Here is a 23,826-nt window from a genome sequence, read left to right as displayed (position 1 = left end):
ATCAGGCCGCCAGCCTTTCGCGAGCGGCCGGCGCGTCGAGCCGCGCCTCGGCCGCCGCGATCCGCTCCCGCGCCTGCGCCAGCCGCGCCGCCTTCACCGGGCCGAAGCCGCGGATGCCGCCCCAGGCCTCGACCCACTCCACCAGCGTGCCCTGCGTCGCGGGGGTCAGGCGCGGCAGCAGCGCCGTCAGCCGCACGCGGAACTCGCCGATCAGGGCGCGCTCCATCCGCCGCTCCTCCGTCCGCCCGAAGGGATCGAGCGCCGTGCCGCGCACCACCTTGCCGTGGCGCAGCCAGCCCATGGCACGCAGCATCCACGGCCCGAACTCCCGCTTGCGCGGCCGGCCGCTATCCGGGTCCTCGGCCGAGAGGAGCGGCGGGGCGAGGTGCAGCCGTTGCGCCTTCGTCCCCGTGAAGTGCCGCGCCAGCTCCGCCTGCCAGGCGGGATCGGCGTGCAGCCGGGCGACCTCGTACTCGTCCTTGTAGGCCATCAGCCGATGGAGCTGGACGGCCACCGCCCGGGTCAGCGATTCCTCGCCGGGCACCGCCGCCGCCTCGGCGGTACGGACCGTCGCGACGAAGCCGGCATAGTCCCGGGCATAACGCGCGTTCTGGTAGGCGGTCAGGTCCGCCCCCCGCCGCGCCAGCAGCGCGTCCAGCGTCTCCGGCACGCGGGGCCCGGCCATGGCGTCCTGGGGGTCCTCCAGCGCGGCGGCGCGGCCGAGGCCGAAGGCGGCCTGGTTGGCCTTCACCTGTGCCCCGTTCAGTTCCAACGCGCGCAGGATCGCCTCGGCCGGCAGCGGCACCAGCCCCCGCTGCCACGCCACGCCGAGGAGGAAGACGTTGAGGAAGATCGCATCCCCCAGCTCCGCCACCACCCGCTCCGCGCCCGGCAGGGCGATCACTTCGCGCGACGCCTCACGCAGGCTGGCGAGCATGCCGGCGCGGTCGTAGCGGGTGGCGCCGTCGCGGATGAAGGCGGCGGTGGGGGCGAGGTCCGCGTTCACCACCACGGCGCTGCGCGTCCGGCCGAGCAGCGGCCGGGCATTGCGCCCATGCGCGCCCACGAGGTCGGCGGCGATCACCAGATCGGCCTGCCCTGCCCCGATGCGCGGCCCCGCCAGGGTGGCGGGCGAGGCGCCGGCGCGGCCGATCCGCACCTGGCCGTAGACCCCGCCGCCCTTCTGGGCGAGGCCGAGCTGGTCCATCGAGCGCACCGGCCGCCCATCCAGATGCGCCGCCATGGCGAGGATGGCGGAGAGCGCCGTCACCCCCTGCCCGCCCACGCCCGCGATCAGCAGGTTGAAGCCGTCGGCAGGGGTCTCCGGCAGGGTCGCGTCCGGCAGCGCCGCCAGCTCCCTGGCCGCCGGGACGTGCTTCGCGGGCTCCGCCCCCTCCAGCGTGACGAAGGAGGGGCAGAAGCCCTTGAGGCAGGAATAGTCCTGGTTGCAGGCGCTCTGGTCGATCTGGCGCTTGCGGCCGAAGGCGGTCTCCACCGGCTCGACCGCGAGGCAGTTGGACTGGGTGGAGCAGTCGCCACAATCCTCGCAGACGCGCGGGTTGATGACGACGCGCTTCGCCGCGGCCGGCGCGGTGCCGCGCTTGCGGTGGCGGCGGCGCTCGGTGGCGCATTCCTGGTCGTAGATCAGGATGGTGACGCCCGGGACCTCGCGCAGCGCCTTCTGCACGGCGTCCAGCCGGTCGCGGGGCTCGAAGCCCACGCCCTTCGGCATCAGCGGGTCGCCCTGGTGGCGCGCGGGATCGTCCGAGACGACGACGATCCGCGCCACCCCCTCCGCCGCCATCTGCGCGGCGATGCGCGGCACGCTGGCCTCCGCATCCGGGGCCTGGCCGCCGGTCATGGCGACGGCGCCGTTCACCAGGATCTTGTAGGTGATGTTCACCCCGGCCGCGATCGCGGCGCGGATGGCGAGGCTGCCGGAATGGGCATAGGTGCCGTCGCCCAGGTTGGTGAAGACATGCGGCTCGGTGGTGAAGGGCTGCTGGCCGATCCATGGCGCGCCCTCGCCGCCCATCTGGGTGAAGCTCTCCGTCCCCCGGTCCATCCAGGTGACCATGTAGTGGCAGCCGATGCCCGCCATGCCGCGCGAGCCCTCGGGCAGCTTCGTGGAGGTGTTGTGCGGGCAGCCGGGGCAGAACCAGGGCTCGCGCAGGTGGAGAGGCTCCCGCGCGCCCTCGGCCAGGGCGTCCAGCTCCGCCAGCCGCGCCGCCATCCGCTCCGGCCAGTCGCCGCGCGGGACGCGGGCGGCGAGGGCCCGTGCCACCTGGGCAGCGTCCAGCTCCGTGAGGTCGGAGAGCAGCGGCCGGCCCGCCTCGTCGCGCTTGCCCAGGACACGGGGCCGCCGGTCCAGGGCATAGAGCGCCTCGCGCAACTGCGGCTCCAGCAGGGGGCGGCGGTCCTCGACCACCAGCACCTCCTGCAACCCTTCGGCGAAGTCGCGCGCCCCCGCCTCGTCCAGCGGCCAGGCGAGGCCGACCTTCCACAGCCGCAGGCCGAGCCGGCGGGCCTCCGCCTCGTCGATCCCGCAATCCAGCATGGCCTGCCGCAGCATCGCATAGGCCTTGCCGCGCGCGGCGATGCCGAAGCGGGCGCGGGGGGAATCCAGCACCAGACGGTTCAGCCCGTTCGCCCGCGCATAGGCCACCGCGGCCGGCAGCCGGTAGTGGCGCAGCCGCGCCTCCTGCAACAGCGGCGTGTCCTTCAGCCGGATGTGCAGACCGTCGGGCCCCTGGTCCACGCCCTCCGGGATGACGGGCGCCCAGGCGGCGGCGTCCACCTGCACGGTCGCGGAGGCGTCCATCGTGTCGGCCACGCACTTCATCCCCGCCCAGAGGCCGGAGAAGCGCGACATCCCGATGCCCTTCAGCCCGAACTCCAGCACCTCCTGCACGCCGGAGGGATCGAGGAAGGGAATTTCCAGATCGACGAAGGCGTGGTCGGAGGTGTTGGTGACCGTGGAGGATTTCGAGGACGGGTCGTCGCCGGACAGCATCAGCACGCCGGAGAGCGGCCCGACCCCGGCGGAATTGGCGTGGCGCAGGGCGTCGCCGGAGCGGTCCACCCCCGGCCCCTTGCCGTACCAGATGGCGAAGACCCCCTGGTGCTTCGCGCCGGGCAGGAGATGGACCTGCTGGCTGCCCCAGACGGCGGTGGCGGCCAGATCCTCGTTCAGCCCCGGCCGGACGACGACCTTCGCCTCCGCCAGCCGCGCTCCGAGCTTCGCCAGCTCCTTGTCGTAGGTGCCGAGCGGGCTGCCGCGATAGCCGCTGATGAAGCCCGCCGTATCCAGCCCGCGCGAAGAGTCCAGCTCCCGCTGCAACAGCGGCAGCCGGACCAGCGCCTGGACGCCGGTGATCAGCACCGGCTCGCCGGCCAGCTCCCAGCGGTCCTCGATGCTCGCCTGCGGGCGCTGAAGGCTTCCCATGGCCGCCGTCTCCGGAGTCTTCTATCTGATGCAGCATGTTGGCATGCGGGGCCGGGAAGTCTTCCTCGATTTCCCTTGTGCGCCGCCGAAAGCACGGAAGACCCTTCCGCGATGGACGCGATCGACAAGAAGATCCTCCGGGCGCTGGCCCGCCAGGGACGGCTGACCAATGCCGAGCTGGCGCAGGAGGTCGGCCTCTCCCCCTCCCCCTGCTGGACCCGGGTGAAGCGGCTGGAGCAGGCGGGGGTGATCCGGGGCTACGCCGCCCTGCTGGATGCGGCCGCGCTGGGCATGCCGGACACGGTCTTCCTGGAGGTGATGATGGAGAAGCACGACGACACGCTGCTGAAGCGCTTCGAGGACGCGGTGCGGGTGATGCCCGAGGTGCTGGAATGCCACCTCGTCACGGGGGAGTACGACTACATCCTCAAGCTCGCCGTCGGCGGCACGGCGGGGTACGAGGCGTTACTGCGCGAGAAGATCTACCGCCTGCCCGGCGTGCGGCACACCCGCTCCTCCTTCACCCTGCGCTGCCTGAAGGCGGAGCCTTCCCCATTGCCCTGAGGCGGAGCCGTCGCCTTTGCCCTGAGGGCGGAGCCTTCCCCCTTACGCTGACGGTGAAGCCCTCCTCCTCGCCCTGACGGCGGAGCCCCGGCCGCGGGGGCGCCCCGCGCGCAGCCCGGCCCTGCGTCACCCCCCGTTCGCGCCGCAGACCAGCGGGGCTATATCGCGGCACCATGGTTCGTCTCGTGCGCCTCCTCGCTGCGATGCTCGTCGTCCTGCTGGCCGCCGGCTGGGGCGTGGCATGGTTCGCGCGGGCCCCGAGCGAAAGCTGGGCGGCCGCCTTCACCCGCCTGGCGACCGGCGCCGGCGCCGCACCCCCCGCCGTGGGCGGCGTGACCCTGCCGGCCGGAGCCAGCCTCGGCGGGCCGTTCAGCATGACCGATCACACGGGCAAGGCGGTGACGGAGGCCGACTACCAGGGCAAGGCGCTCCTCGTCTTCTTCGGCTTCACCTTCTGCCCGGATGTGTGCCCGACCGAGCTGCAGACCATCGCCGCCACCATGGACCTGCTGGGTGTCCAGGCATCGCGGGTGCAGCCGCTCTTCGTCACCATCGACCCGGAACGCGACAAGCCGGCGCGCCTGGCCGACTACGTCGCCCTGTTCCACCCCTCGATCGTCGGGCTGACCGGCACGCCGCAGCAGGTCGCCGCCATGGCCCGTGCCTTTCGCGTCTACTACGCCAAGGTGACGCCTCCGGGCGCCGGCGACTACCTGATGGACCACTCCGCCTTCACCTACCTCCTCGGCCCCGACGGGCAGGTGCGGGGCCTCTTCCGCCCCGGCGTGCCACCCGAGGAACTTGCCGAGGCCGTGAAGCGCATCCTGGGATGAACATGCCGATGGACACCCTCCCCCCGCCGATGCAGCAGGTCGTGCCGCTGGCCGAGCGCCGCGACGCCATCTCCCTGCCCAAGGACCGCATCCGCATCCTGCTGCTCGAAGGCATCTCGGACAACGCGGTCGCGACGCTGCGCGCCGCGGGCTACGAGACCATCCGCCGCGAGCCCAAGGCACTGGACACCGCCGCGCTGAAGGAGGCGATCCAGGGCGTCCACCTGCTCGGCATCCGCTCCCGCACCCGCGTGACGCAGGAGGTGCTGGAGGCGGCCGACCGGCTGATCGCCATCGGCTGCTTCTGCATCGGCACCGACCAGGTGGACCTGCGCGCCGCGCGCCACCGCGGCATCCCTGTCTTCAACGCGCCCTTCTCCAACACCCGCTCCGTCGCGGAGCTGGTGATGGGCGAGATCGTCATGCTGCTGCGCGGCATCCCCGGCCGCTCCAACGCGGCCCATGTCGGCGTCTGGGACAAGTCCGCGGCCGGCGCGCACGAGGTGCGCGGCAAGACGCTGGGCATCGTCGGCTACGGCAACATCGGCACCCAGGTCAGCGTGCTGGCCGAGGCCTTCGGCATGCGCGTCATCTACTACGACGCGATCCCCAAGCTGCCGCACGGGAACGCCCAGAACGCCGGCAGCCTCGGCGCGCTGCTGGCCGAGAGCGACGTGGTGACGCTGCACGTCCCCGACACCGCTGCCACCGTCAACCTGATCGGCGCCGCCGAGCTGGCCACGATGAAGAAGGGCGCCGTGCTGATCAACAACAGCCGCGGCCGGGTGGTGGACCTCGACGCGCTGCGCGCCGCGCTGGAGTCCAACCGCGTCTCCGGCGCCGCGGTGGACGTGTTCCCGGAGGAGCCGGAGCGCAACGGCGATCCCTTCGTCACCCCGCTCCAGGGCCTGCGCAACGTCATCCTGACGCCGCATATCGGCGGCAGCACGGTCGAGGCGCAGGAGCGCATCGGCGAGGAGACGGCGAGCAAGCTCACCGGCTATTCCGACACCGGCGCGACGCTGGGCGCGGTGAACTTTCCGGAGGCGATCCTGCCCGCCCGCGCGCGCGGCACCCGCTTCATGCACGTGCATTCCAACATCGCGGGCATGCTGGCGGCGATCAACGACACCTTCGCCAAGCACCGGCTCAACATTTCCAGCCAGGTGCTGCAGACCGACCCGGAGGTCGGCTACGTCGTGGTGGATGCAGAGGAGGTGGCGGACCCGCAGGCCGTGCTGTCCGACCTCCGCGCCCTGCCCGGCACGATCCGCGCCCGGCTGCTGTACGAGCGCCGCTGACGGACGGCGGCCCCGGGGAAGGCGGCGCCTCCCCCGGGGCCGTGTTGGCCTCAGCCCGGGCTGCGGCCCGGCTGCTCGCGCAGGCGCAGCGGCACGAAGCGCTGGCCCTGCGCGTTCTCCACCAGCACCAGGGCGGTGGCGCGGTTCTGCTTGCGCAGGGTCTCCAGGCGCGCTTGCAGCTCCTGCGGGGTGTTCACCCGCTCCTGCTGGACTTCCACGATCACGTCGCCGGGGCGCAGGTCACGCTCCGCCCCCGCGCCGCCGGGCGCCACCTCGGTGATCACGACGCCCTTCGTCTCCTCGCGCAGGGAGAAGCGCTCGCGCGTCTCGCTGGTGATCGGCGCGACCTTCAGCCCCATGCCGGACAGCTCCACCACCTGGCTGCCGGGGCGGGCCTGGCCGGGATTGGTCGCCGCCTGCTGCACGTCGGCGGGAAGCTCCGCGACCGTGACGGTCACCGTCTCCTCCTTGCCGTCGCGCCAGACCACCACGGGGGCCTGGGTGCCGACCGCGGTCTCGGCCACGATGCGCGGCAGGTTGCGCATCTCCTTCACGTCCTGGTTGTTGAAGCGCAGGATCACGTCGCCGTTGCGGATGCCGCCCTTGGCCGCCGGCCCATCCTCCTGGGCACGGGCCACCAGGGCGCCGCGCGCGCCGCCCTTCAGGCCCAGGCTCTCGGCGATCTCGTCCGTCACCTGCTGGATGTTCACCCCCAGCCAGCCGCGGCGGACCTTACCGCCGTCGCGAAGCTGCGCGACGATGTTGCGCGCCAGGTTGGACGGGATGGAGAAGCCGATGCCGATCGACCCGCCGGACGGCGAGTAGATGGCGGTGTTGATGCCGATCACCTTGCCGTCGAGGTTGAACAGCGGCCCGCCGGAGTTGCCGCGGTTGATGGCGGCGTCCGTCTGGATGAAGTCGTCGTAGAGGCCCTGGCGGATGTCGCGGCCGCGCGCCGAGACGATGCCCGCCGTCACCGACCCGCCGAGGCCGAAGGGATTGCCGATCGCCAGCACCCAGTCGCCCACCTGGGCGGTGTCGCTGTCGCCGAAATCCACGGCCGTCAGGCTGTGGCCCGCCGTCGGGATCTTCAGCACCGCGATGTCGGTGCGCGGGTCGGTGCCCAGCAGCTCCGCCTTGATCGAGGTGTTGTCCTGCAGCACCACGTTGATCTCGTCGGCGCCGTCGATGACGTGGTTGTTGGTGACCACGATGCCGGCGGCGGCATCCACGACGAAGCCCGAGCCCAGGGACTGGGCCCGCCGCGGCTGCTGCGGCTGGTTCGGGCGGCCCGGCTGCTGACCGGGGCGGTTGCGCTCCAGGAAGTCGCGGAAGAACTCCTCGAAGGGGCTGCCCGGCGGGGCCTGGGGGACCTCCGGCGCATCGGGGCGGCCGGCGCGGGCCTGCAGGGTCGTCGTGGTCTGGATGTTCACGACGGCCGGCAGCAGTTGCCGCGCCAGGGGGGCGAAGGAGGTGGGGGCGTCACGCATCGGGGCCTGGGCAAGGACCGGCGCCGGCGAAACGGCCGCGAGGCAGGCCGCCAAGGCGGCCGTGGCGAGCAGGTGGGGACGCACGTGTGAGCTTTCCTGTTCGGAGACGTGGCCCAGATATGTAACGCGCCCGGGCGGGAGGGAAGCGGGACAAGCGTGACGAAGCACCACAGAAGCTGGCGGGCCTGTCACGTTCCGGGGACGGAGGGGCCGCGAACGGACCGGGCTGCCTCCCCGGGGCCGCCTAGCCCTGGGCGCGGCAGGCGAGCGGGGCCTGGCGGCCGACCGTCCAGGTCGCGTCGCCGCCCTTGCCGCGCAGCTCGTGGACCGCATCGGCATAGCGGATGCCGGAGCCGCTCACCTGCTGCGGCAGGGTGATGGGCGCGGCACCGGGCAGCGCGATCTCCACGTCGGACCGCGACGGCCTGAAGGTCGCGGTGAAGCGCAGCCCGCCCTCGCAGGCATAGGTGATGTCATTGTCATCGGCGGCCGTGGCCATGGGCGGGGGCAGCGCCCGCGGCGATGCCGTGGCGAGGGTGGCGAGCGAGGGGGAAACCTCCGCCCGGCCGCAGGCCGCCAGGACCAGGAGCAGGGCTGCCGGCAGCGCCGCCTGGCGCAGGCCGACCCGGCCAGGGAGGGAAAGGCGCGGGAGGCGGCGCATGATGTCGTTCCTTGGACGGGAAGGACCGGCGGGCGGGCGGGCGGGCCCTTCCCGATCCCGGCTGTCAGGCATGGGCGTGGGTCAGCAGGAAGGCGGCGCCGATGCCGAGCACGGCCGCCACCAGCCCGCCCAGCCGGAGGCGCTCCTCCGGCGTGGCGGCCAGGGTGGCGACGGCGCGCCGCATCAGGCCGGGGGCCACGGCATAGGCCAGGCCCTCCAGCGCCAGGGCGACGCCCAGCCCCGCCAGGAGCTGGGCGCCCGTCACGGCGCCTGGGCCGGCGGCGCGGGCGATGCCGCCGCGGGGGCCGGGGCGGATGCGCCCGGCGGCTCCGGCGCCGTGGTCACCAGATTGCCGGGGGCATGGCGGAAGTAGCGGAAGAAGTCGCTCTCCGGGCTCAGCACCAGCCGGTTGTCGCCCTCGGAGAAGGACTCCCGGTAGGCCTGCATGGTCCGCCAGAACTGGAAGAACTGCGGGTCGCGCTGGAAGGCGTCGGCGAAGATCGCGATCGACTCCTGCTCGCCCTGGCCGCGCAGGATGTCGGCCTGTGCCTGCGCCTCGGCCAGCAGCACGGTGCGCTCGCGGTCGGCGCCGGCGCGGACGCGGGCGCGGATCTCCTCGCCCTCGGCCCGGGCCTCGCGGGCGACGCGCTCGCGCTCGGACTGCATGCGCGACAGGATCGCCTGGGTGTTCTCCTCCGGCAGGTCGGCGCGGCGGAGGCGGACATCGGCGACCTCGATGCCGAAGCGCCGCGCCTCCTCGTTCACCTGCCGGCGGATCTCGTTCATGATCCGCAGCCGGTCGGCGGAGAGCACCGCGAGCAGCGGCTCGTTGCCCAGCACGCGGCGCAACGCCGAGGACACGATCGAGGAGAGCCGGCCGCGGATGCCGGCCTCCGCCGCGCCCACCGTCTGGTAGAACAGCAGCGGGTCGGTGATGCTGAACCGGGTGAAGGTGTCCACGATCAGCCGGCGCTGGTCGCCCAGGATCAGCTCCTCGCCGGGCGCCTCGAAGTCCAGCAGGCGGCGGTCGAAGGCGATGACGTTCTGGATCAGCGGGATCTTGGCGTGCAGCCCGGGCTCGCGGATCACGCGGATCGGCTCGCCGAACTGGGTGATCAGCACCTGCTGCGTCTGGTGGACGGTGAACAGGGTCGAGGCGACCAGGATCAGCGCGACCAGGGCGGCCGCGCCGAGGGCGATCAGGCGGTTCATCGGCCGCCTCCCGTCGGGACCTGGGGCCGCACGGCGGGCGGGGCCGGCGGGGTGGCCGGGCGCGACTGGGTGCTCGCCGCGGCCGCGGCGCGCGCGCCGTCCAGGTTCAGCAGCGGCACGATGCCGGACAGCCGGTCATCCACCACGATCTTCGGGTTGCGCCGCAGGATCTCCTCCATGGTCTCCAAGTACATGCGCCGCAGGGTCACGTCCTGCGCCGCCTGATAGGCGGAGAGCACCGAGACGAAGCGCTGCGCCTCGCCGCGGGCGCGGGCGATCTGGGATTCGCGCTGGCCCTGCGCCTCCTGGGTAAGGCGCTCGGCCTCGCCGCGGGCACGCGGGATGATGTCGTTGCGGTAGCTCTCCGCCTCGTTGCGGGCGCGCTCGCGGTCGGCCTGGGCGCGCTGCACGTCGCGGAAGGCGTCCACGACGGAAGGCGGCGGATCGACCTTCTGCATCTGCACCTGGGTGATCTCAACGCCCGCCTTGTACTGGTCCATGATCGCCTGGGTGCCGAGCCGGACGGCCTGCTCGATCTGGGCGCGGGCCTCGGTCAGGGCGGGCTGGATCGGGGTGCGGCCGATCACCTCACGCATCATGCTCTCGGCCGCGGACTTCACCGTGGGCTCGGGGTTGCGCGTGTTGAACAGGAACTCGCCGGCGTCGCGGATCCGCCAGAACACGGCGAAGTCGATGTCGATGATGTTCTCGTCGCCGGTGAGCATCATCGATTCCTCCAGCACGTCGCGCGACGGCGTCGGCCGCACGGCGGCGGTGCTGTCCACGGCGCTGCGGAAGCCGATGTCCACCCGGTTGATGCGGGTGACGCGCGGCGTCGTCACCGTCTCGATCGGCCAGGGCAGGTGGTAGTTCAGGCCGGGGCCGGTGGTGGCGCGGAAGGCGCCGAAGCGCATCACCACGCCCTGCTCGTCCGGTTCCACCCGGTAGATGCCGGAGGCCGCCCAGCCGGCGAGCAGCAGAACGCCGAGCAGCGCCAGCCCCTTGCCGCCGCCGCGTCGCGGCAGGTAGCGGCGTACCGCGTCCTGCGCCTGTCGGATCACGTCATCCAGATCGGGCCCACGACCGCCGAAGGGTCCGCCGTTGCCGCCCTGGGGCGGCTGGCCCCAAGGACCGCCGCCGCCGGAGGGGCGCTGATTGCCCCAGGGGCTGGGTCCGCCGTTGCTGTTCCACGGCATGAGCCGTCGCGTCTCCTCAGAGAAGTCTCACCGCTGGCCACTCCGCGCCGCTGGGTCAACCCCCTCCCGGGGAAGTTCCCCGTTCGGCCCGGCCTGATCGACCCGGACGGTCGGACCCTTGCCGGCTTGCCTGCCGGCGCGGCTTGCGCTGGAAAGGATGGCCCATATCACGACGTGGCGTGTGCGCGCCCATGTCGGGCACGGCGCGAAAGATTACAAGAGGTTCATCATGTCTGGCGATCTGAGGGAGGCGGTGCGGCAGGCCCTGGCCGCGGTGCGCGATCCCGCCACCGGCGCGGACGTGGTGTCCTCGGGCTGGGTTCAGGGGATGGTGGTGCGCGACGGGCTGGTGCAGCTGGCCCTGGAGGTGCCGCGCGAACGCGCCCGGTCGCTGGAGTCGGTCCGGGCCGCGGCGGAGAGGGCGGCGGCGGCCGTGCCGGGCGTGCTCTCCGCCACGGTGGTCCTGACCGCGCAGCGCCCCGCCCCCGCCGCCGACGCGCCGCGCGCCGTCCGCCCCGCCCCCGGGCAGGGGGCGATGCTGCTGCCGCAGGTCGGCGCGATCGTGGCCGTGGCGTCGGGCAAGGGCGGGGTCGGCAAGTCCACCACCGCCGTCAACCTGGCCGTGGCGCTCGCCGCCCGGGGCCTGCGGGTCGGCCTGCTGGACGCGGACATCTACGGCCCCTCGCTGCCGCAGATGCTGGGCACGCGGGACCGGCCCGTGACGGACGGCCAGCGCATCCGGCCCATCGAGGCCTGGGGGCTGAAGGCCATGTCCATCGGCTTCCTGGTGGACCAGGAGACGGCGATGATCTGGCGCGGCCCGATGGTGATGGGCGCGCTGGAGCAGATGATGGCCCAGGTCGAATGGGGTGCGCTGGACATCATGGTGGTGGACATGCCCCCCGGCACTGGCGACGCGCAGCTGACGATGAGCCAGCGCGTGCCGCTGCGCGGTGCCGTCATCGTCTCCACGCCGCAGGACGTGGCGCTGATCGACGCGCGGCGGGGGGTGAGGATGTTCGAGAAGGTCAACGTCCCCGTCCTCGGGATCGTCGAGAACATGTCCTACTTCTGCTGCCCCAACTGCAACCACCGGTCGGAGATCTTCGGCCATGGCGGCGCCCGCGCGGAGGCGGAGCGGCTGGGGATCGAGTTCCTCGGCGAGCTGCCGCTTCGCCTGGCCATCCGCGAGCTGGCCGATGCCGGCACCCCCATCGTGCTCGCCCGGCCGGAGAGCGAGGAGGCCGCGGCCTACAGGGCCATGGCGGCCCGGCTGTGGGAGAAGGCCGCGGCGCCGGCCGCGGACGGGCCACGCATCGTGGAGGAGTGATCCCCTATGGTGGGACGCGGCCCAGGCGGCGGAGCCGGCCCCGCAGGCGCTGCCAGAGGCCGGGCGGAGCGGGCGGCACGTGCCGCCCGGCCTCCGCGACGATGAACGCGCAGGCCTCCTCCAGCGCCGTCACGACATAGCCGTCATGGCGCAGCTCGGCGGCCAGCGCATCGCCCTCCACGCGCGGCCCCAGCTCTCCGATGAGGCGCTCCGGCAGGTAGACGGGGGCGACCCCGCCTTCCACATGCCCCGCCACGCTCGGCGCCGGGTCGGCCAGGGTGATCTCGCGGTTGGAATGCGCGATGCCAGGCACGTCCGTGAACCAGCCGATCTTGTGCTGCACCGTCCCGTGGTGACAGACGTAGAAGTCGCAGCCTCGCGCCAGCGTCAGGGATTGCGAGATGCGCAGGCCGACTGCCTTCGTCACGCGGACCCGCCGGCGGCGGCGCAGCCCGGCCGCCACCGCATCCGCGACCGCCAGGTCCGCGGCGGCGATGGCGAGGTTCGAACGATCCCCGAGAGCCATCAGCCGGTCGTTGTCCTCGGCCAGCGAGTGGCCATCCAGGATGACCTCGCAGCCGGGATAGGCGGCGCCGAGCGCCTGGCAGAGGGCGGTCAGGAACTCGATCTGGTTGGCGGCCGTCCGGTTCCGGGTGCGGATGCTGATCCAGAAGCGCCAGCCGCGGGGATGGCGCGGCAGCGGCGCCGTCCCCGGCAGGGCGGCGACATGGCGGAACAGCCTCTCCCGCGCCCCCCGCGTGACGAGCGCGCCGCCGAGCGGGACGAAGAGCCGCCCCGGGGCGTTCAGCTCCTCCAGCGCGTGCTCGAAGCAGTGGGTCACCGTCCAGCCCTGGCAGTCCGCGAAGAGGCCGCGGATCGGGCCCAGCGGCTCATGCGTGACGACGAGGTCGAGCCGCCGGTCCCGCCATCCCTCCGCGGCGAGGCGGTCGAGGGCGCCGAGCTGGTTCCAGACGTGGTGCGCGAAGCTCGGGTCGCCGCTCACCACCGTCACGCGGGCCCCGTCGCCGGCGGGCGGGGCGTGGCCCATCGCGGCGAGGATGCGCTCGGCGCCCAGGACCTGCTCCGGCCTGGCGCCCCAGACCTCGTGCCCCAGGTTCAGGAACAGGCGGCGCGACGGGATGAAGACGCTGTTGACCGGGCATCCGTCGCCCAGCGAGCCGGCGCCGAGCCAGAGATCCGGCTCGCCATCGAACAGGTAGACGACGGACTTGTCGCGGAGCAGGACGGATTGCCGGGTCCGCACCGGCTCACCGGTCCAGGCCGACGGGACCTCGAAGAAGCCCTGGCCGATCAGGTCCCGCTGGAACCAGCGCCCCGTCCGCTCCGACGGCCGGGCCTGAAGCGCGTGAAGGTGCTCGATCAGCGGCAGCAGGAAGGGAATGCCCAGGCCCGCCAAGCCCTCCCGATCGAGCCGGGCGGGCGCGGCCTGGACCACGGTGACGCCGCCCTGGCCCGATCCCATCGTCGACACGCCGGCATCCCTCCCTCGGCGAGCGGCCGGGCAACACCCGGGCGCCCCGGATCGGGGCATCCCCCGCGCTGCCGTCCACGCCCCGGGCCGATCCCGTCGCGCTCTATCGCACGCGCCGCCTGTGATGACGATGTCGTGTCCCCGGATCGTGCGGCCGGTACGGGACGAGGTGCCTGGGCGGCCGGCCGCCGCCCCCCTATCCTCGGCGGGAAGGCGCCCGCAGCGGCTCCCGACAGGAGACATCCCGGATGATCACCCCCCGACGCCAGCTTCTGGCGGGAGCCGCCGTCCTGGCCCTGCCCCGCATCGGCCGGGCCCAGGCCCCCGCGCCCATCACCATGATCGTCCCCTATGCGGCGGGCGGCGGCACGGACATCGTCGGCCGCATCTTCGCGCAGGAGTTCTCGCAGACCCTCGGCCAGCAGGTGGTGGTGGACAACCGCGGCGGCGCGGCGGGCTATATCGGCTCCACCGCCGTGGCGCGGGCGCGGCCCGACGGCAGCACCCTGCTCTATGCGGTCAGCACGAACATTGTCGTCAACCCGCACCTGCAGCGCGGCGACAAGGTCGACCTCGCGACCGCCCTGGCGCCGATCGCGCAGGTCTCGTCCTACTCCTACGTCCTGGTCGTGGACCCGTCCCTCGGCGTCTCCACCGTCGCGGAGCTGGTGGCCCTGGCGAAGCGCAAGCGGCCGGGGGAGCTGACCTTCTCCTCCGGCGGCGTGGGCAGCAACAACCATCTGGCCGGCGTGCTCTTCTCCGAGGCGGCAGGGTTCGAGATGGACCACGTCTCCTACCGCGGCACGGCGCCCGCGCTGATGGACGTGGTGGCGCAGCGCGTCTCGATGAACTTCAGCTCGCCGCCGCCGGCGATCCCGCTGATCCAGGAGGGCAAGCTGAAGGCCCTCGCCGTCACCGGCCCGACCCGGATGACCGCCCTGCCCAACGTGCCCACCCTGGGCGAGGCGGGCATGCCCGGCATCGTCATCGCCGGCTGGCACGGCCTGCTCGCCCCCGCGCGCACCCCCGCCGAGACCCTGGACCGTTTCGAGGTGGCGGCGAAGAAGGCCGCAAGCACGCCGCTGTTCCGCGAGCGCCTGGCGCTGGAGGGGCTGGAGCCGGCGCCGGACCAGCCGCGCGCCGTCTTCGCCAAGGCCGTCACCGAGGAGAGCGCCTTCTGGGCGCGCAAGGTGAAGGAGCTGAACATCCAGCTGGAGTAGCGCGGCGGCGCGCCGCGGAGCCCGCCCGTGCCCGGGACCGCGGAGCGCCCGGGCCTGGCTTCCCGCCCTGGGCGGCGCCCCCTCCCGGCAGGGTGCCGCCCTTGCGCTACCGCGCCGCAGTGCCGTCCACCGCCTGGCGCAGCGCATCCTGCGCGATCTTCACCGTCACCCCGTTGACGTGCCGGCGCAGCAGGCGCGACAGCTTCGCGCCGTCCCGGGCCTCGATCGCCTCCATGATCCGCTCGTGCTCCTCCGCCGCCTGCCGCCAGTTGTCCGGGCTCTTGCGCGCGATGAAGCGGAAGGCGCGGATGCGGGTCAGGATCTGCTGGTAGAAGGCGTGCAGCGTCGCGTTCCCGGCCGCGACGAAGAGCAGGTCGTGGAACTCCCGGTTGCTGCGCAGATAGGCCGGCTCGTCGCCCCGCGCGTACTCCCCCATCATGCGATCGTGCACGGCGCGCAGCGCGGCGATCCGCGCCGCGTCCGCATGGCGGCACAGCATCTCCCCCGCCAAGCCCTCCAGCACCGCCATGATCGGGAAGAGCTCCTCGATCTCCTCCGGCGTCACCTGCGCGACCACCGCCCCGCGCCGTGGCAGGAGCTGGATCATCCCCTCCGCCGCCAGCACCTTCAGCGCCTCCCGCAGGGGCGTGCGGGACACGTCGAAGCGCTCGCAGAGCTGCGCCTCGGGGACCTTCCCGCCGGGGCGCAGCTCGCCCGACACGATCATCTCGCGGATGCCGCCCACCAGCATGTCGTGCAGGCTGTGGCGGGGGATCGGCGTGGCGACGGTCATGCGGGGGCGGGATTCCTCACCTCCCCAGGCATAGCCCCCCGGCGCTGGCGAGGGAACGCCGGCGTCCGGCAGGCCGGGGGAGGGCTTGCCGTCCATCACTCCAGCCGGATGTTCGCGGCCCGCGCCAGCGCGCCGAAGCGCTCCTGCTCGGCCCGGATCAGCTGCGCGGTGCTGGCCAGGGTGCCGCCGCCGGGCACGAAGCCCGCCTCGTTCATCCGGGTCTTCACCTGCGGATCGGCCAGCGCCTCGTTCAGCATCCCGGCCCAGCGCTCGGCGAGCGGGGCCGGCAGCCCGGCCGGGGCGAAGACGATGTAGCGCGTCACCACGTCGAATTCCGGCACGCCGGCCTCGATCAGCGTCGGCACGTCCGGCAGCCAGGGCACGCGCTGCGGCGTGGTCACGGCCAGCGCCCGCAAGGTGCCCTGGCGGACATGCGGCAGCACGGTCGGCAGGGTGTCGAAGTTCACGTCCACCTGACCGGCGATCAGGTCGCTGATCGCCTGGCCGCTGCCGCGATAGGGCACGTGGGTCATGCTGCCGCCGATGCCCTTGGCGAAGAACTCCGCCGCGAGGTGCTGCTGCGTGGCGACGCCGGAGGAGGCGTAGTTGATGGCGCCGGGCTTCGCCTTCACCATCGCGATGAAGCCCTGCACGTCGCGCGCCGGCGAGCTCGCGGGGACCGTCAGCACCTGCGGCGAGTAGCCGACATGCAGGATGGGCGTCTGGTCCTTCAGCACGTCGTAGGGCGGCGGGGTCATCAGCTGCGGCACGATGGCGTTGCTGGAGTTGGTGCCCACCCCGAAGGTGTAGCCATCCGGCCTGGCGCGCAGCACGGTGTTCACGGCGATGGTGCCGCTGCCGCCGGGGCGGTTCTCCACCGGCACCGGCTGGCCCAGGCTCTGCTGCAGGCGCTGGCCCAGCAGCCGCGCGATGGTGTCCGCCCCGCCGCCGGGGGCGAAGCCGACCATGATCGTCACGGCACGGCTGGGATAGCCGTCCTGCGCCCGGGCGGCGCGCGGCATCAATGCGGGCGCGCCGAACGCGCCCGCCGCCGCCAGCAGGGCGCGGCGCGGCAGGGCGCCCTGTCCGGCCGGGGCACCGGCGGCGGGGGGCATCGGCAGGGTCCTCGGGCGCATGGTTGTCTCCTCCTCGGACCGGCACGCTAGCGGGGCAACGGAGCGCCGTAAAGGGATTTTGCATTCAGAATGCATAACGTAAAACTCAATATTCCCTTGCCCCGTCGCCCGCTCCTGCCCTACCCATCCGCCGCCCCCGCCGCGGCCACCGGCGGCACCGAGGAGGAACCGCCACCATGCCCGACACCCTGCCCCCGCGCTCGGACGCCATCGCCCCCGATGCCCAGGCGACCCGGGCCCTGCCGCTGTCCGGCATCCGCGTGCTGGACGTGACCCAGGTGATGGCCGGCCCCTTCGCGGGCATGATGCTGGCCGACCTGGGCGCGGACGTGATCAAGGTCGAGCCGCCCGGCGGCGGCGACCAGACGCGCTCGGCCATGGGGTTCAAGATGAAGGGGCCCGACAGCATGGGCTTCCTCAACCTGAACCGGAACAAGCGCAGCATCGCCATCAACCTCAAGAGCGAGGCGGGCAAGGCCGTCTTCCTGAAGCTGGTCGAGACGGCGGACGTGCTGATCGAGAACTACCGCCCGGGGGTGATGAAGCGCCTCGGCCTCGGCTACGAGGACCTGCGGACGATCAACCCGCGGCTGATCTACGCCTCCATCTCCGGCTTCGGGCAGTCCGGCCCCTGGGCGATGCGCCCGGGCTTCGACCTGATGGCCCAGGCCATGTCGGGGGTGATGAGCGTCACCGGCCACCCCGGCTCGCCCCCGGTGAAGGCAGGGGTGCCGGTGGCCGACATCGGCTGCGCCCTGTTCACCCTCTACGCCGTGCTCAGCGCCTATATCGGCCGGCAGAAGAGCGGCGAGGGGCAGTATATCGACGCCGCGCTGTTCGACGCGGCGATGGCCTTCTCCATCTGGGACATCTCGGAATACTGGGGCACGGGGCGCATCCCGCAGCCGGTCGGCACCTCCAACCGCATGAGCGCGCCCTACCAGGCGGTGAAGGCATCGGACGGCTACTTCGTGATGGGCGCGCCCAGCCAGAAGCTGTGGCTGAAGCTGTGCGAGATGCTGGAACGGCCGGAGCTGACCACCGACCCGCGCTTCGTCGACATCCCCGCCCGCCTCGCCAACCGCGAGGTGCTGATCGAGGAGCTGGAGAAGACCTTCGCCACCAAGACCGCCGAGGAATGGGTGGAGACCATGCTCGCCGCCGGCCTGCCCGCCGGGCGCATGAACACCTACCCCGAGGCCTTCGAGAGCGAGCACGCGCAGCACCGCGCCATGCGCATGGAGGTGCCGCACCCGATCGAGGGCAGCGTCCCCAACATCGGCTTCCCGGTGAAGCTCTCCGCCACGCCGCAGCAGCTCCGCCGCCACGCGCCGCTGCTGGGCGAGCACACGGAGGACCTGCTCGCCGAGCTGGGCATCGACGCCAAGGCGGCGGAGACGCTGCGCCAGAACGGGGCCTTCGCGGCATGAGCGGCGCGCGCGACGAGGGCGCCGTCCGCTTCCGCGTGGAGGACGGCGTCGCCCACCTGACCTTCGACCGTCCGGCGGCGCGCAACGCCATGACCTGGACGATGTACCAGCAGCTCGGCGAGGCGGTCGGCCGGATCGACGCGGACAGCTCCATCCGCCTCGCGGTGCTGCGCGGCGCGGGCGGCCAGGCCTTCGTCGCCGGGACGGACATCGCCCAGTTCACCGAATTCGCCTCGGGCGAGGATGGCGTCGCCTACGAGCGCAGGATCGACACCTATGTGGAGGCGCTGGAGCGCCTCCGCGTGCCGACCGTCTGCGTGGTGGAGGGCTTCGCCATCGGCGGCGGCCTCGCCATCGCCAATGCCTGCGACCTGCGCGTCGCGACCCCGGGCGCGCGCTTCGGCGTGCCGATCGCGCGGACCCTGGGCAACTGCCTGTCGCCGGCCAACCTGCGCCGGCTCTCCGCGACGCTGGGCGTCAGCATGGTCCGCCGCATGCTGCTGCTGGCGGAGATGCCGACCGCCGAGACCCTGGCGCCGCTCGGCTACCTCGCCGCCATCGTGCCCCCGGAGAGCCTCGATGCCGAGCTCGGCAAGCTGACGGGGAAGCTGCTCGGCCACGCCCCGGTGACCATGGCGGTGACGCGGGAGATGCTGCGCCGCCTGGCGCACGATCCGCAGGAGCAGGCGGAGGATCTGATCCGGCAATGCTACGGCAGCGACGACTTCCGGCTCGGCGTGCGCGCCTTCCTGGACAAGGCGGCGCCCGCCTGGACGGGACGCTGAGCGCCCCCTCCCCCGCCGTCAGGCCGGCGCGCCGCTGCCGGTGAAGTCCGCGGCGGCGTGCAGCAGGCCGCGCAGCCCGTAGAGCAGCCCCGCCTCGTCCACCCGGAAGCGCGGCGAGTGGTTGGGCGGCGCGGTGCGCGGGTCGATGCCGGGGCCGATGATGCCGACGGTGAAGAAGAAGCCGGGCACCGCCTGGGCGAAGTAGGCGAAGTCCTCCGCGGCCAGCCCGGGTGCCGTCAGCCGCAGCTGGTCCGGACCGCAGACCCGGGCCAGGCTGGGCGCCATGCGCTCGGACAGGGTGGGATCGTTGCGGTTGCTGGGATAGCCGTTGGGCTCCCAGTGGACATCGGCGCGGGCGTCCATGCCGGCCGCCACACCCTCCGCCATCTCCTTCACCCGGCGCATCATGTAGCTGCGCCGCTCGTCCGAGTAGGTGCGCAGGGTGCCGTTCATCTCCGCCCGGTCGGGGATGATGTTGCTGCGGTTGCCGGCATGGAACTGCCCCACCGTCAGCACCGAGGGCTCGCCCACATCCACCTGCCGGCTCTGCAGGGTCTGGAGGGCGGAGACGATCTGCGCCCCCACCACGATCGGGTCCACGCCGGCCCAGGGCCGGGCGCCATGGGTCTGGCGGCCATGGACGGTGATGCGGAACTCGTCCGCGCTCGCCGCCGTCGCCCCCGGCCGCCAGCCCAGCGCCCCCACCGGCAGGCCGCTGGACAAATGCAGGCCGAACACGGCATCGGGCTTGAGGTCGGCGAAGGCGCCCTCCTCCAGCATGCGCCGGGCGCCGCCGATCTCGCCGCGCGGCAGGTTCTCCTCGGCCGGCTGGAACAGCAGGCGGATGGTGCCGCGGAGCTGGTCCCGGTGCTGCGCCAGGATCTCGGCCGCGGCCATCAGGATGGCGACGTGCCCGTCATGGCCGCAGGCGTGCATGACGCTCACCTCCTGCCCATCCCACTGCGCCTTCGCGCGGGAGGCGAAGGGCAGGTCCACCTCCTCCGCCACCGGCAGGGCGTCCATGTCCGCGCGCAGGGCCAGCACCGGGCCGGGCCCGGCCCCGCCGCGCAGCGTCGCGACGATGCCGGTGACGGCGACCTTCTCCCGCACCTCGTAGCCCAGCCGCCTCAGGTGCGCGGCGACGAGGCCGGAGGTGCGGACCTCCTGGTTGCCCAGCTCCGGGTTCTGGTGGATGTCGCGACGCCAGGCGATCATGCGCGGCTCGATCGCCGCCGCTGCCTGGTCCAGTGCCGCATGGAAGGGCCGGGCCGGGGCCGCCGCCACCGCGGCGCGGGCGGAGAGCGGCAACAGGGACGGCAGCACGCCGCAGGCGCAGGCGAGGGCGAGGAGCCCGCGGCGGGAGGGCGCGGCCTCCGGCAGCACCGTCTCGGCCTTCAGGGCGCGCCGCTGGGGGATCCGGACCATCACGTCCTCCTCTGCCTTCGGCCCGAGGCTAGCGGGGCGGCAGGGCCGCGAACAGCCGCCATGCCCCTCCGGCCCGCTCCATTCGCCCGGTCCCCCTTGCGCCCGGCGCCAGGACGGCATGGGCTGTGCTGGAACGCCTCCGGGGCCCACCCTGCGGCCGGCGGCGCCCCCTTGCAAGGGATCGGACTCGCGACATGACTCTGGCGATGGGTTGGGACGAATGGTGCGCCCATGATGCGACGGCGCTGGCGGCGCGCGTCCGGGCGGGCGAGCTGACCCCGGCCGAGCTGGCCGCCCAGGCCGCCGCCGGCGTCGCCCTGGTCAACCCCAGCCTGTCCGCCGTGGTCGAGCTCTTCGAGGATGTCGTCGCCGATCCGCTGCGCGACGGGATGAACCCGGGCGGGCCCTTCGCCGGCGTGCCCTATCTGCTGAAGGATCTCGGCCCCACCATGCGGGGCCGGCTGCAGGAGATGGGCTCGCGGCTGATGCGCGGGAACCGCGCGGCGGCCGATACCTGGCTGACCGGGCGCATCCGCGAGGCCGGGCTGAACATCATCGGGCGCACCACCACGCCGGAATTCGGCTGCTGCTCCTCCGCCGAGAACCCGGCCGTCTACGTCACCCGCAACCCCTGGAACCCCGGATACACCACCAACGGCTCCTCGGCCGGCAGCTCGGCCATGGTGGCGGCCGGGGTGGTGCCGATGGCGCATGCGACGGATGGCGGCGGTTCCATCCGCATCCCCGCGGGGGCCACGGGCGGGATCGGGCTGAAGCCGTCGCGCGGCGTCTTTTCCATCGCGCCGGGCGCCTCGGACCTGACCGGGCTGGTCTCCACCCAGGGCTGCATCACCCGCAGCGTGCGCGACATGGCGCTCTACGTGGATTCCTGCCGCGGCGGGGCGCCGGGTGAATTCATGCCCTACTGGATGCCGCCCGGACCCTATGCCGCGCTGGTCGCGCGCGACCCGTCGCCGCTGCGCATCGCCGTGTCGCACGAATGGGGCGATTACCACGCCGCGCCGCATTTCGTGGCGGAGCTGGAGCGGGTGGCGCACCTGCTGGAATCCCTGGGCCACCATGTCGAATGGGTGGTGCCGGAGATCGACTTCCGCGCCGCCTTCGCCGCGCAGACCACCTGCTACATCAGCAACTTCGCCCAGACGGTGAACAACCTGATCGGCGCCCTGGGGCTGGAGCGGCCGCCCGCCGACCTGGTCGAGCCGATGAACATCCGCATCTGGGAGGCGGGGCTGCACACCTCCTTCACCGAACGGGCGCGGATGCAGGCGGTGTTCAACGCCACAGCCCGCGCCTTCGGGACCTTCTTCGAGGCGTGGGACATCATCCTCACCCCCATCACCGCGAAGCCGACGCCCGTGATCGGGACCACGGAATACCTGACGATCAGCGACAACCCGGACGTCCTCGACTGGTTCGGCAACCTCTGGCGCAACTTCGCCTACACGCCGCTCGCCAACCTCTGCGGCATCCCCGGCATCTCCCTGCCGCTGGCCATGCAGGAGAGCGGCCTGCCGCTGGGCATCCAGGCCCTGGCCAGGCAGGCGGATGACGGGCGGCTGCTGCAGCTGGCGGCCCAGGTCGAACGCGCCATCGGCGGCGCCTGGAACCTCGGGCAGCGGCCGGGCATTCACGTCACGCGGGCCCCGACGGGCGATTGACAGCCCCCTGCCCCGCCGGGAAACTCCGCGCCGATGCCTGTGCTCCGCCCCATCGCCGACCGACGCCGACGCCCCGCCGCCCGCGGGCCTTTGGGCTTCGCGTCGGTGCGGACCGGGCGCATGGGGAGGGGGTATCGCCTCCCCTAAGACCCGTTCCCCCCGGCCGAAGTGCCACAGCCCCCGCGACCACCGTCGCGGGGGTTTTTGCGTTTCAGGAGTGTCGCCATGCCGACCGAGAGCGATCCGACCCTGCCCGTCCAGCGGCAGCTCGATGCCTACAATGCGCGCGACATCGAGGCCTTCATGGCCTGCTGGGCGGAGGATTGCGCGTATTACGGCTTCCCCGGGCAGCTCCTCGCACAGGGCGCGGCGGCGGTCCGCGCGCGCCATGTCGAACGCTTCCGCGAGCCCGACCTCCACGGCCGGCTGCTGCACCGCATGGCCGTGGGGAACCTAGTGACGGACCATGAGGTGGTGACCCGCAACCTCCCCGGGGGTCGCGCCGAGGTGGGGGTCATCGCCCTGTACGAGGTGATCGACGGCCGCATCGCCCGCGCCTGGTTCCGCATGGGCGAGGCGCGACCGCTGCCGGCCGGGCCATGAGCGGTTTCATCCTGCCCGCGCCGGCCCTGCTGGCCGGAACGCTTCTGGCGAGCTTCCTCGCGGGGCTCGCGCGCGGCTTCTCCGGCTTCGGCTCGGCGCTGATCTTCGTGCCCCTGGCCAGCGCCCTGCTCGGCCCGCGCCTCGCCGTGCCGCTGCTGATGCTGATCGACAACCTCTCCGCCCTGCCGATGGTCCCCGCGGCATGGCGGAACGCGGCCCGGCGGGAGGTCGCCCTGCTGGCGGCCGGGGCCATGGTGGGCACGCCGCTCGGCGTCCTGGCCCTGCTGCGGCTGGACCCGGTGGTGGTGCGCTGGGCGATGTGCCTGCTGGCCCTGGCGATGCTGGCCCTGCTGGTCTCCGGCTGGCGCTACCGGGGCCGGCCGGTGACGCCTCTGTCCCTCGCCGTCGGGGTGGTGGCGGGGATCTGCGGCGGCCTGGCGCAGATGAGCGGGCCGGCCGTCCTGGCCTACTGGCTCGGCGGCGCCGTCCCGGCGCACCGGATACGGTCCAACATCATCCTCTTCTTCGCCTTCACCAGCGTGGTGGGCGCCGCCACCTACCTGCTGAGCGGGCTGCTGACCCTGGAGGTGGTCGTCCTGAGCCTGCTGGCCGGCCCCGTCTTCGCCCTGGGCACATGGATGGGGGCCCGGCTCTTCGGCCTGGCGAGCGAGGCCACCTTCCGGCGCATCTGCCTCATCCTCATCGGCCTCGCCGCCCTGCTGGGTCTGCCGCTCTGGCAATAGCAGGGCCGCAGATGCGCCGAGTGCCGCGCCGCGGCCGGGCCGCGTCCACGGCTTCCGCCCGGCGCGGCGGGGGGCCTCGCTGCCTCAGCCTCCCGCCTTCAGCGGCGGCGTCTGCTGGTGCTGCACCACCCGCCACGCCTCATGAGCGAGGCGACGATAGGTCGAGGTGCAGTGCGCCTCATAGGGTGGCACCCCGTCCCGCTCCGCCCGTGCCTTGTAGGCGACGACGATCAGCCCTTCCTGCGGCCGGGCCACCTGCCGCTCCGTCAACGCGGCGCGGGCCCATCGCGGCGTGCCGGACACGGCCGCCACCGACTGCTCCCCGCTCATCACGTAGGGCGGCATGGGCAGGACCATCAGGCATTCCGGGTCGATGCACTCCCGGTAATGCGCCGCGTCGCCCGTCCACAGGCTTTCCTCGAAGCTCCAAACCCGCTCGTCTTCCATCCGCCGCTCCCGTCTCCTGAACGGGTGGGAAACGCGGG

Annotated in this window: 21 protein-coding genes; 10 read left to right on the top strand and 11 right to left on the bottom strand. The window is 73.1% G+C overall.

Features of this window, described 5'->3' with window-relative positions; all coding sequences use genetic code 11:
- Position 1 precedes the first annotated feature (1 nt).
- A complete protein-coding gene (locus LPC08_RS08135) occupies positions 2-3,445 on the bottom strand; it encodes an indolepyruvate ferredoxin oxidoreductase family protein (RefSeq protein WP_230452199.1) in 3,444 nt (1,147 codons plus the stop codon).
- Positions 3,446-3,556: 111 nt separating this feature from the next.
- Here LPC08_RS08135 and LPC08_RS08130 point away from each other — a divergent pair, with 111 nt between their 5' ends.
- The 3 genes from LPC08_RS08130 (at position 3,557) to serA (ending at position 6,143) form a co-directional block, all read left to right on the top strand.
- Positions 3,557-4,009: an Lrp/AsnC family transcriptional regulator gene (locus LPC08_RS08130; RefSeq protein ID WP_230452198.1), complete on the top strand. Its 453-nt coding sequence runs from the start codon at positions 3,557-3,559 to the stop codon at positions 4,007-4,009.
- Positions 4,010-4,182: 173 nt separating this feature from the next.
- Entirely contained in the window at positions 4,183-4,842 is a 660-nt protein-coding gene (locus LPC08_RS08125; protein ID WP_230452197.1) for an SCO family protein, read from the top strand.
- 8 nt (positions 4,843-4,850) lie between these two features.
- The gene (serA, locus tag LPC08_RS08120; protein ID WP_230452196.1) at positions 4,851-6,143 is read left to right on the top strand and encodes a phosphoglycerate dehydrogenase; all 1,293 of its coding nucleotides are present in this window, start codon (positions 4,851-4,853) and stop codon (positions 6,141-6,143) included.
- A gap of 50 nt (positions 6,144-6,193) precedes the next feature.
- On the opposite strand, the gene LPC08_RS08115 is transcribed toward serA, so the two are convergent.
- The 5 genes from LPC08_RS08115 to hflK form a co-directional block, all read right to left on the bottom strand.
- On the bottom strand, positions 6,194-7,717 hold the full coding sequence (locus tag LPC08_RS08115) for a DegQ family serine endoprotease (RefSeq protein WP_230452195.1): 1,524 nt from the start codon (positions 7,715-7,717) through the stop codon (positions 6,194-6,196).
- A gap of 160 nt (positions 7,718-7,877) precedes the next feature.
- Positions 7,878-8,294, bottom strand: coding sequence for an MliC family protein (locus LPC08_RS08110; protein WP_230452194.1), 417 nt, complete (start codon positions 8,292-8,294; stop codon positions 7,878-7,880).
- A 64-nt stretch (positions 8,295-8,358) separates the two neighbouring features.
- Entirely contained in the window at positions 8,359-8,559 is a 201-nt protein-coding gene (locus LPC08_RS08105; protein WP_230452193.1) for a DUF2065 domain-containing protein, read from the bottom strand.
- Positions 8,556-9,506 carry a protease modulator HflC gene (gene hflC / locus LPC08_RS08100; protein ID WP_230452192.1) on the bottom strand — a complete coding sequence of 317 codons (951 nt, stop codon included), beginning with the start codon at positions 9,504-9,506 and terminating at the stop codon, positions 8,556-8,558. The genes LPC08_RS08105 and hflC overlap by 4 nt, the downstream gene beginning before the upstream one ends.
- Positions 9,503-10,567, bottom strand: coding sequence for an FtsH protease activity modulator HflK (hflK, locus tag LPC08_RS08095; protein ID WP_441295833.1), 1,065 nt, complete (start codon positions 10,565-10,567; stop codon positions 9,503-9,505). The genes hflC and hflK overlap by 4 nt, the downstream gene beginning before the upstream one ends.
- 364 nt (positions 10,568-10,931) lie before the next feature.
- On the opposite strand from hflK, the gene apbC reads away from it, so the two are divergent.
- Positions 10,932-12,032: an iron-sulfur cluster carrier protein ApbC gene (gene apbC / locus LPC08_RS08090; RefSeq protein ID WP_230452190.1), complete on the top strand. Its 1,101-nt coding sequence runs from the start codon at positions 10,932-10,934 to the stop codon at positions 12,030-12,032.
- A gap of 4 nt (positions 12,033-12,036) precedes the next feature.
- Here the strand turns inward: apbC and LPC08_RS08085 are convergent, their stop codons facing one another.
- Positions 12,037-13,524, bottom strand: a complete 1,488-nt coding sequence (locus LPC08_RS08085; protein ID WP_230452189.1) for a hypothetical protein — start codon at positions 13,522-13,524, stop codon at positions 12,037-12,039.
- A 248-nt stretch (positions 13,525-13,772) separates the two neighbouring features.
- On the opposite strand from LPC08_RS08085, the gene LPC08_RS08080 reads away from it, so the two are divergent.
- Complete coding sequence (locus LPC08_RS08080; RefSeq protein WP_230452188.1) at positions 13,773-14,744, top strand: Bug family tripartite tricarboxylate transporter substrate binding protein; 972 nt, start codon at positions 13,773-13,775, stop codon at positions 14,742-14,744.
- Positions 14,745-14,850: 106 nt separating this feature from the next.
- Here LPC08_RS08080 and LPC08_RS08075 read toward each other — a convergent pair whose 3' ends face one another.
- A complete protein-coding gene (locus LPC08_RS08075; RefSeq protein WP_230452187.1) occupies positions 14,851-15,537 on the bottom strand; it encodes a GntR family transcriptional regulator in 687 nt (228 codons plus the stop codon).
- Between the two features lie 95 nt (positions 15,538-15,632).
- Positions 15,633-16,673, bottom strand: a complete 1,041-nt coding sequence (locus tag LPC08_RS08070; protein ID WP_230452186.1) for a Bug family tripartite tricarboxylate transporter substrate binding protein — start codon at positions 16,671-16,673, stop codon at positions 15,633-15,635.
- A gap of 176 nt (positions 16,674-16,849) precedes the next feature.
- Between LPC08_RS08070 and LPC08_RS08065 the strand changes: the two genes are divergently transcribed.
- Positions 16,850-18,103 (top strand): CaiB/BaiF CoA transferase family protein, encoded by a 1,254-nt coding sequence (locus LPC08_RS08065; RefSeq protein ID WP_230452185.1) that lies wholly within the window; start codon positions 16,850-16,852, stop codon positions 18,101-18,103.
- Positions 18,100-18,888: an enoyl-CoA hydratase/isomerase family protein gene (locus LPC08_RS08060; protein WP_230452184.1), complete on the top strand. Its 789-nt coding sequence runs from the start codon at positions 18,100-18,102 to the stop codon at positions 18,886-18,888. Before LPC08_RS08065 ends, LPC08_RS08060 begins: the two co-directional genes overlap by 4 nt.
- Before the next feature lie 18 nt (positions 18,889-18,906).
- Here LPC08_RS08060 and LPC08_RS08055 read toward each other — a convergent pair whose 3' ends face one another.
- Positions 18,907-20,313: an amidohydrolase gene (locus tag LPC08_RS08055; RefSeq protein ID WP_230452183.1), complete on the bottom strand. Its 1,407-nt coding sequence runs from the start codon at positions 20,311-20,313 to the stop codon at positions 18,907-18,909.
- 194 nt (positions 20,314-20,507) lie between these two features.
- On the opposite strand from LPC08_RS08055, the gene LPC08_RS08050 reads away from it, so the two are divergent.
- From LPC08_RS08050 to LPC08_RS08040, 3 genes are all read left to right on the top strand, one after another.
- The gene (locus LPC08_RS08050) at positions 20,508-21,995 is read left to right on the top strand and encodes an amidase (protein WP_230452182.1); all 1,488 of its coding nucleotides are present in this window, start codon (positions 20,508-20,510) and stop codon (positions 21,993-21,995) included.
- 225 nt (positions 21,996-22,220) lie between these two features.
- Positions 22,221-22,598 (top strand): nuclear transport factor 2 family protein, encoded by a 378-nt coding sequence (locus LPC08_RS08045; RefSeq protein WP_230452181.1) that lies wholly within the window; start codon positions 22,221-22,223, stop codon positions 22,596-22,598.
- Entirely contained in the window at positions 22,595-23,341 is a 747-nt protein-coding gene (locus LPC08_RS08040) for a sulfite exporter TauE/SafE family protein (RefSeq protein ID WP_230452180.1), read from the top strand. The genes LPC08_RS08045 and LPC08_RS08040 overlap by 4 nt, the downstream gene beginning before the upstream one ends.
- Before the next feature lie 84 nt (positions 23,342-23,425).
- On the opposite strand, the gene LPC08_RS08035 is transcribed toward LPC08_RS08040, so the two are convergent.
- Entirely contained in the window at positions 23,426-23,788 is a 363-nt protein-coding gene (locus tag LPC08_RS08035; RefSeq protein WP_230452179.1) for a DUF4440 domain-containing protein, read from the bottom strand.
- Positions 23,789-23,826: the final 38 nt, after the last annotated feature.

The organism is Roseomonas sp. OT10, from assembly GCF_020991085.1.
Classification (GTDB): domain Bacteria; phylum Pseudomonadota; class Alphaproteobacteria; order Acetobacterales; family Acetobacteraceae; genus Roseomonas; species Roseomonas cutis.
The sequence above is the reverse complement of the archived record's forward strand: the minus strand, read 5'-3'. Positions and strand labels throughout refer to the sequence as shown.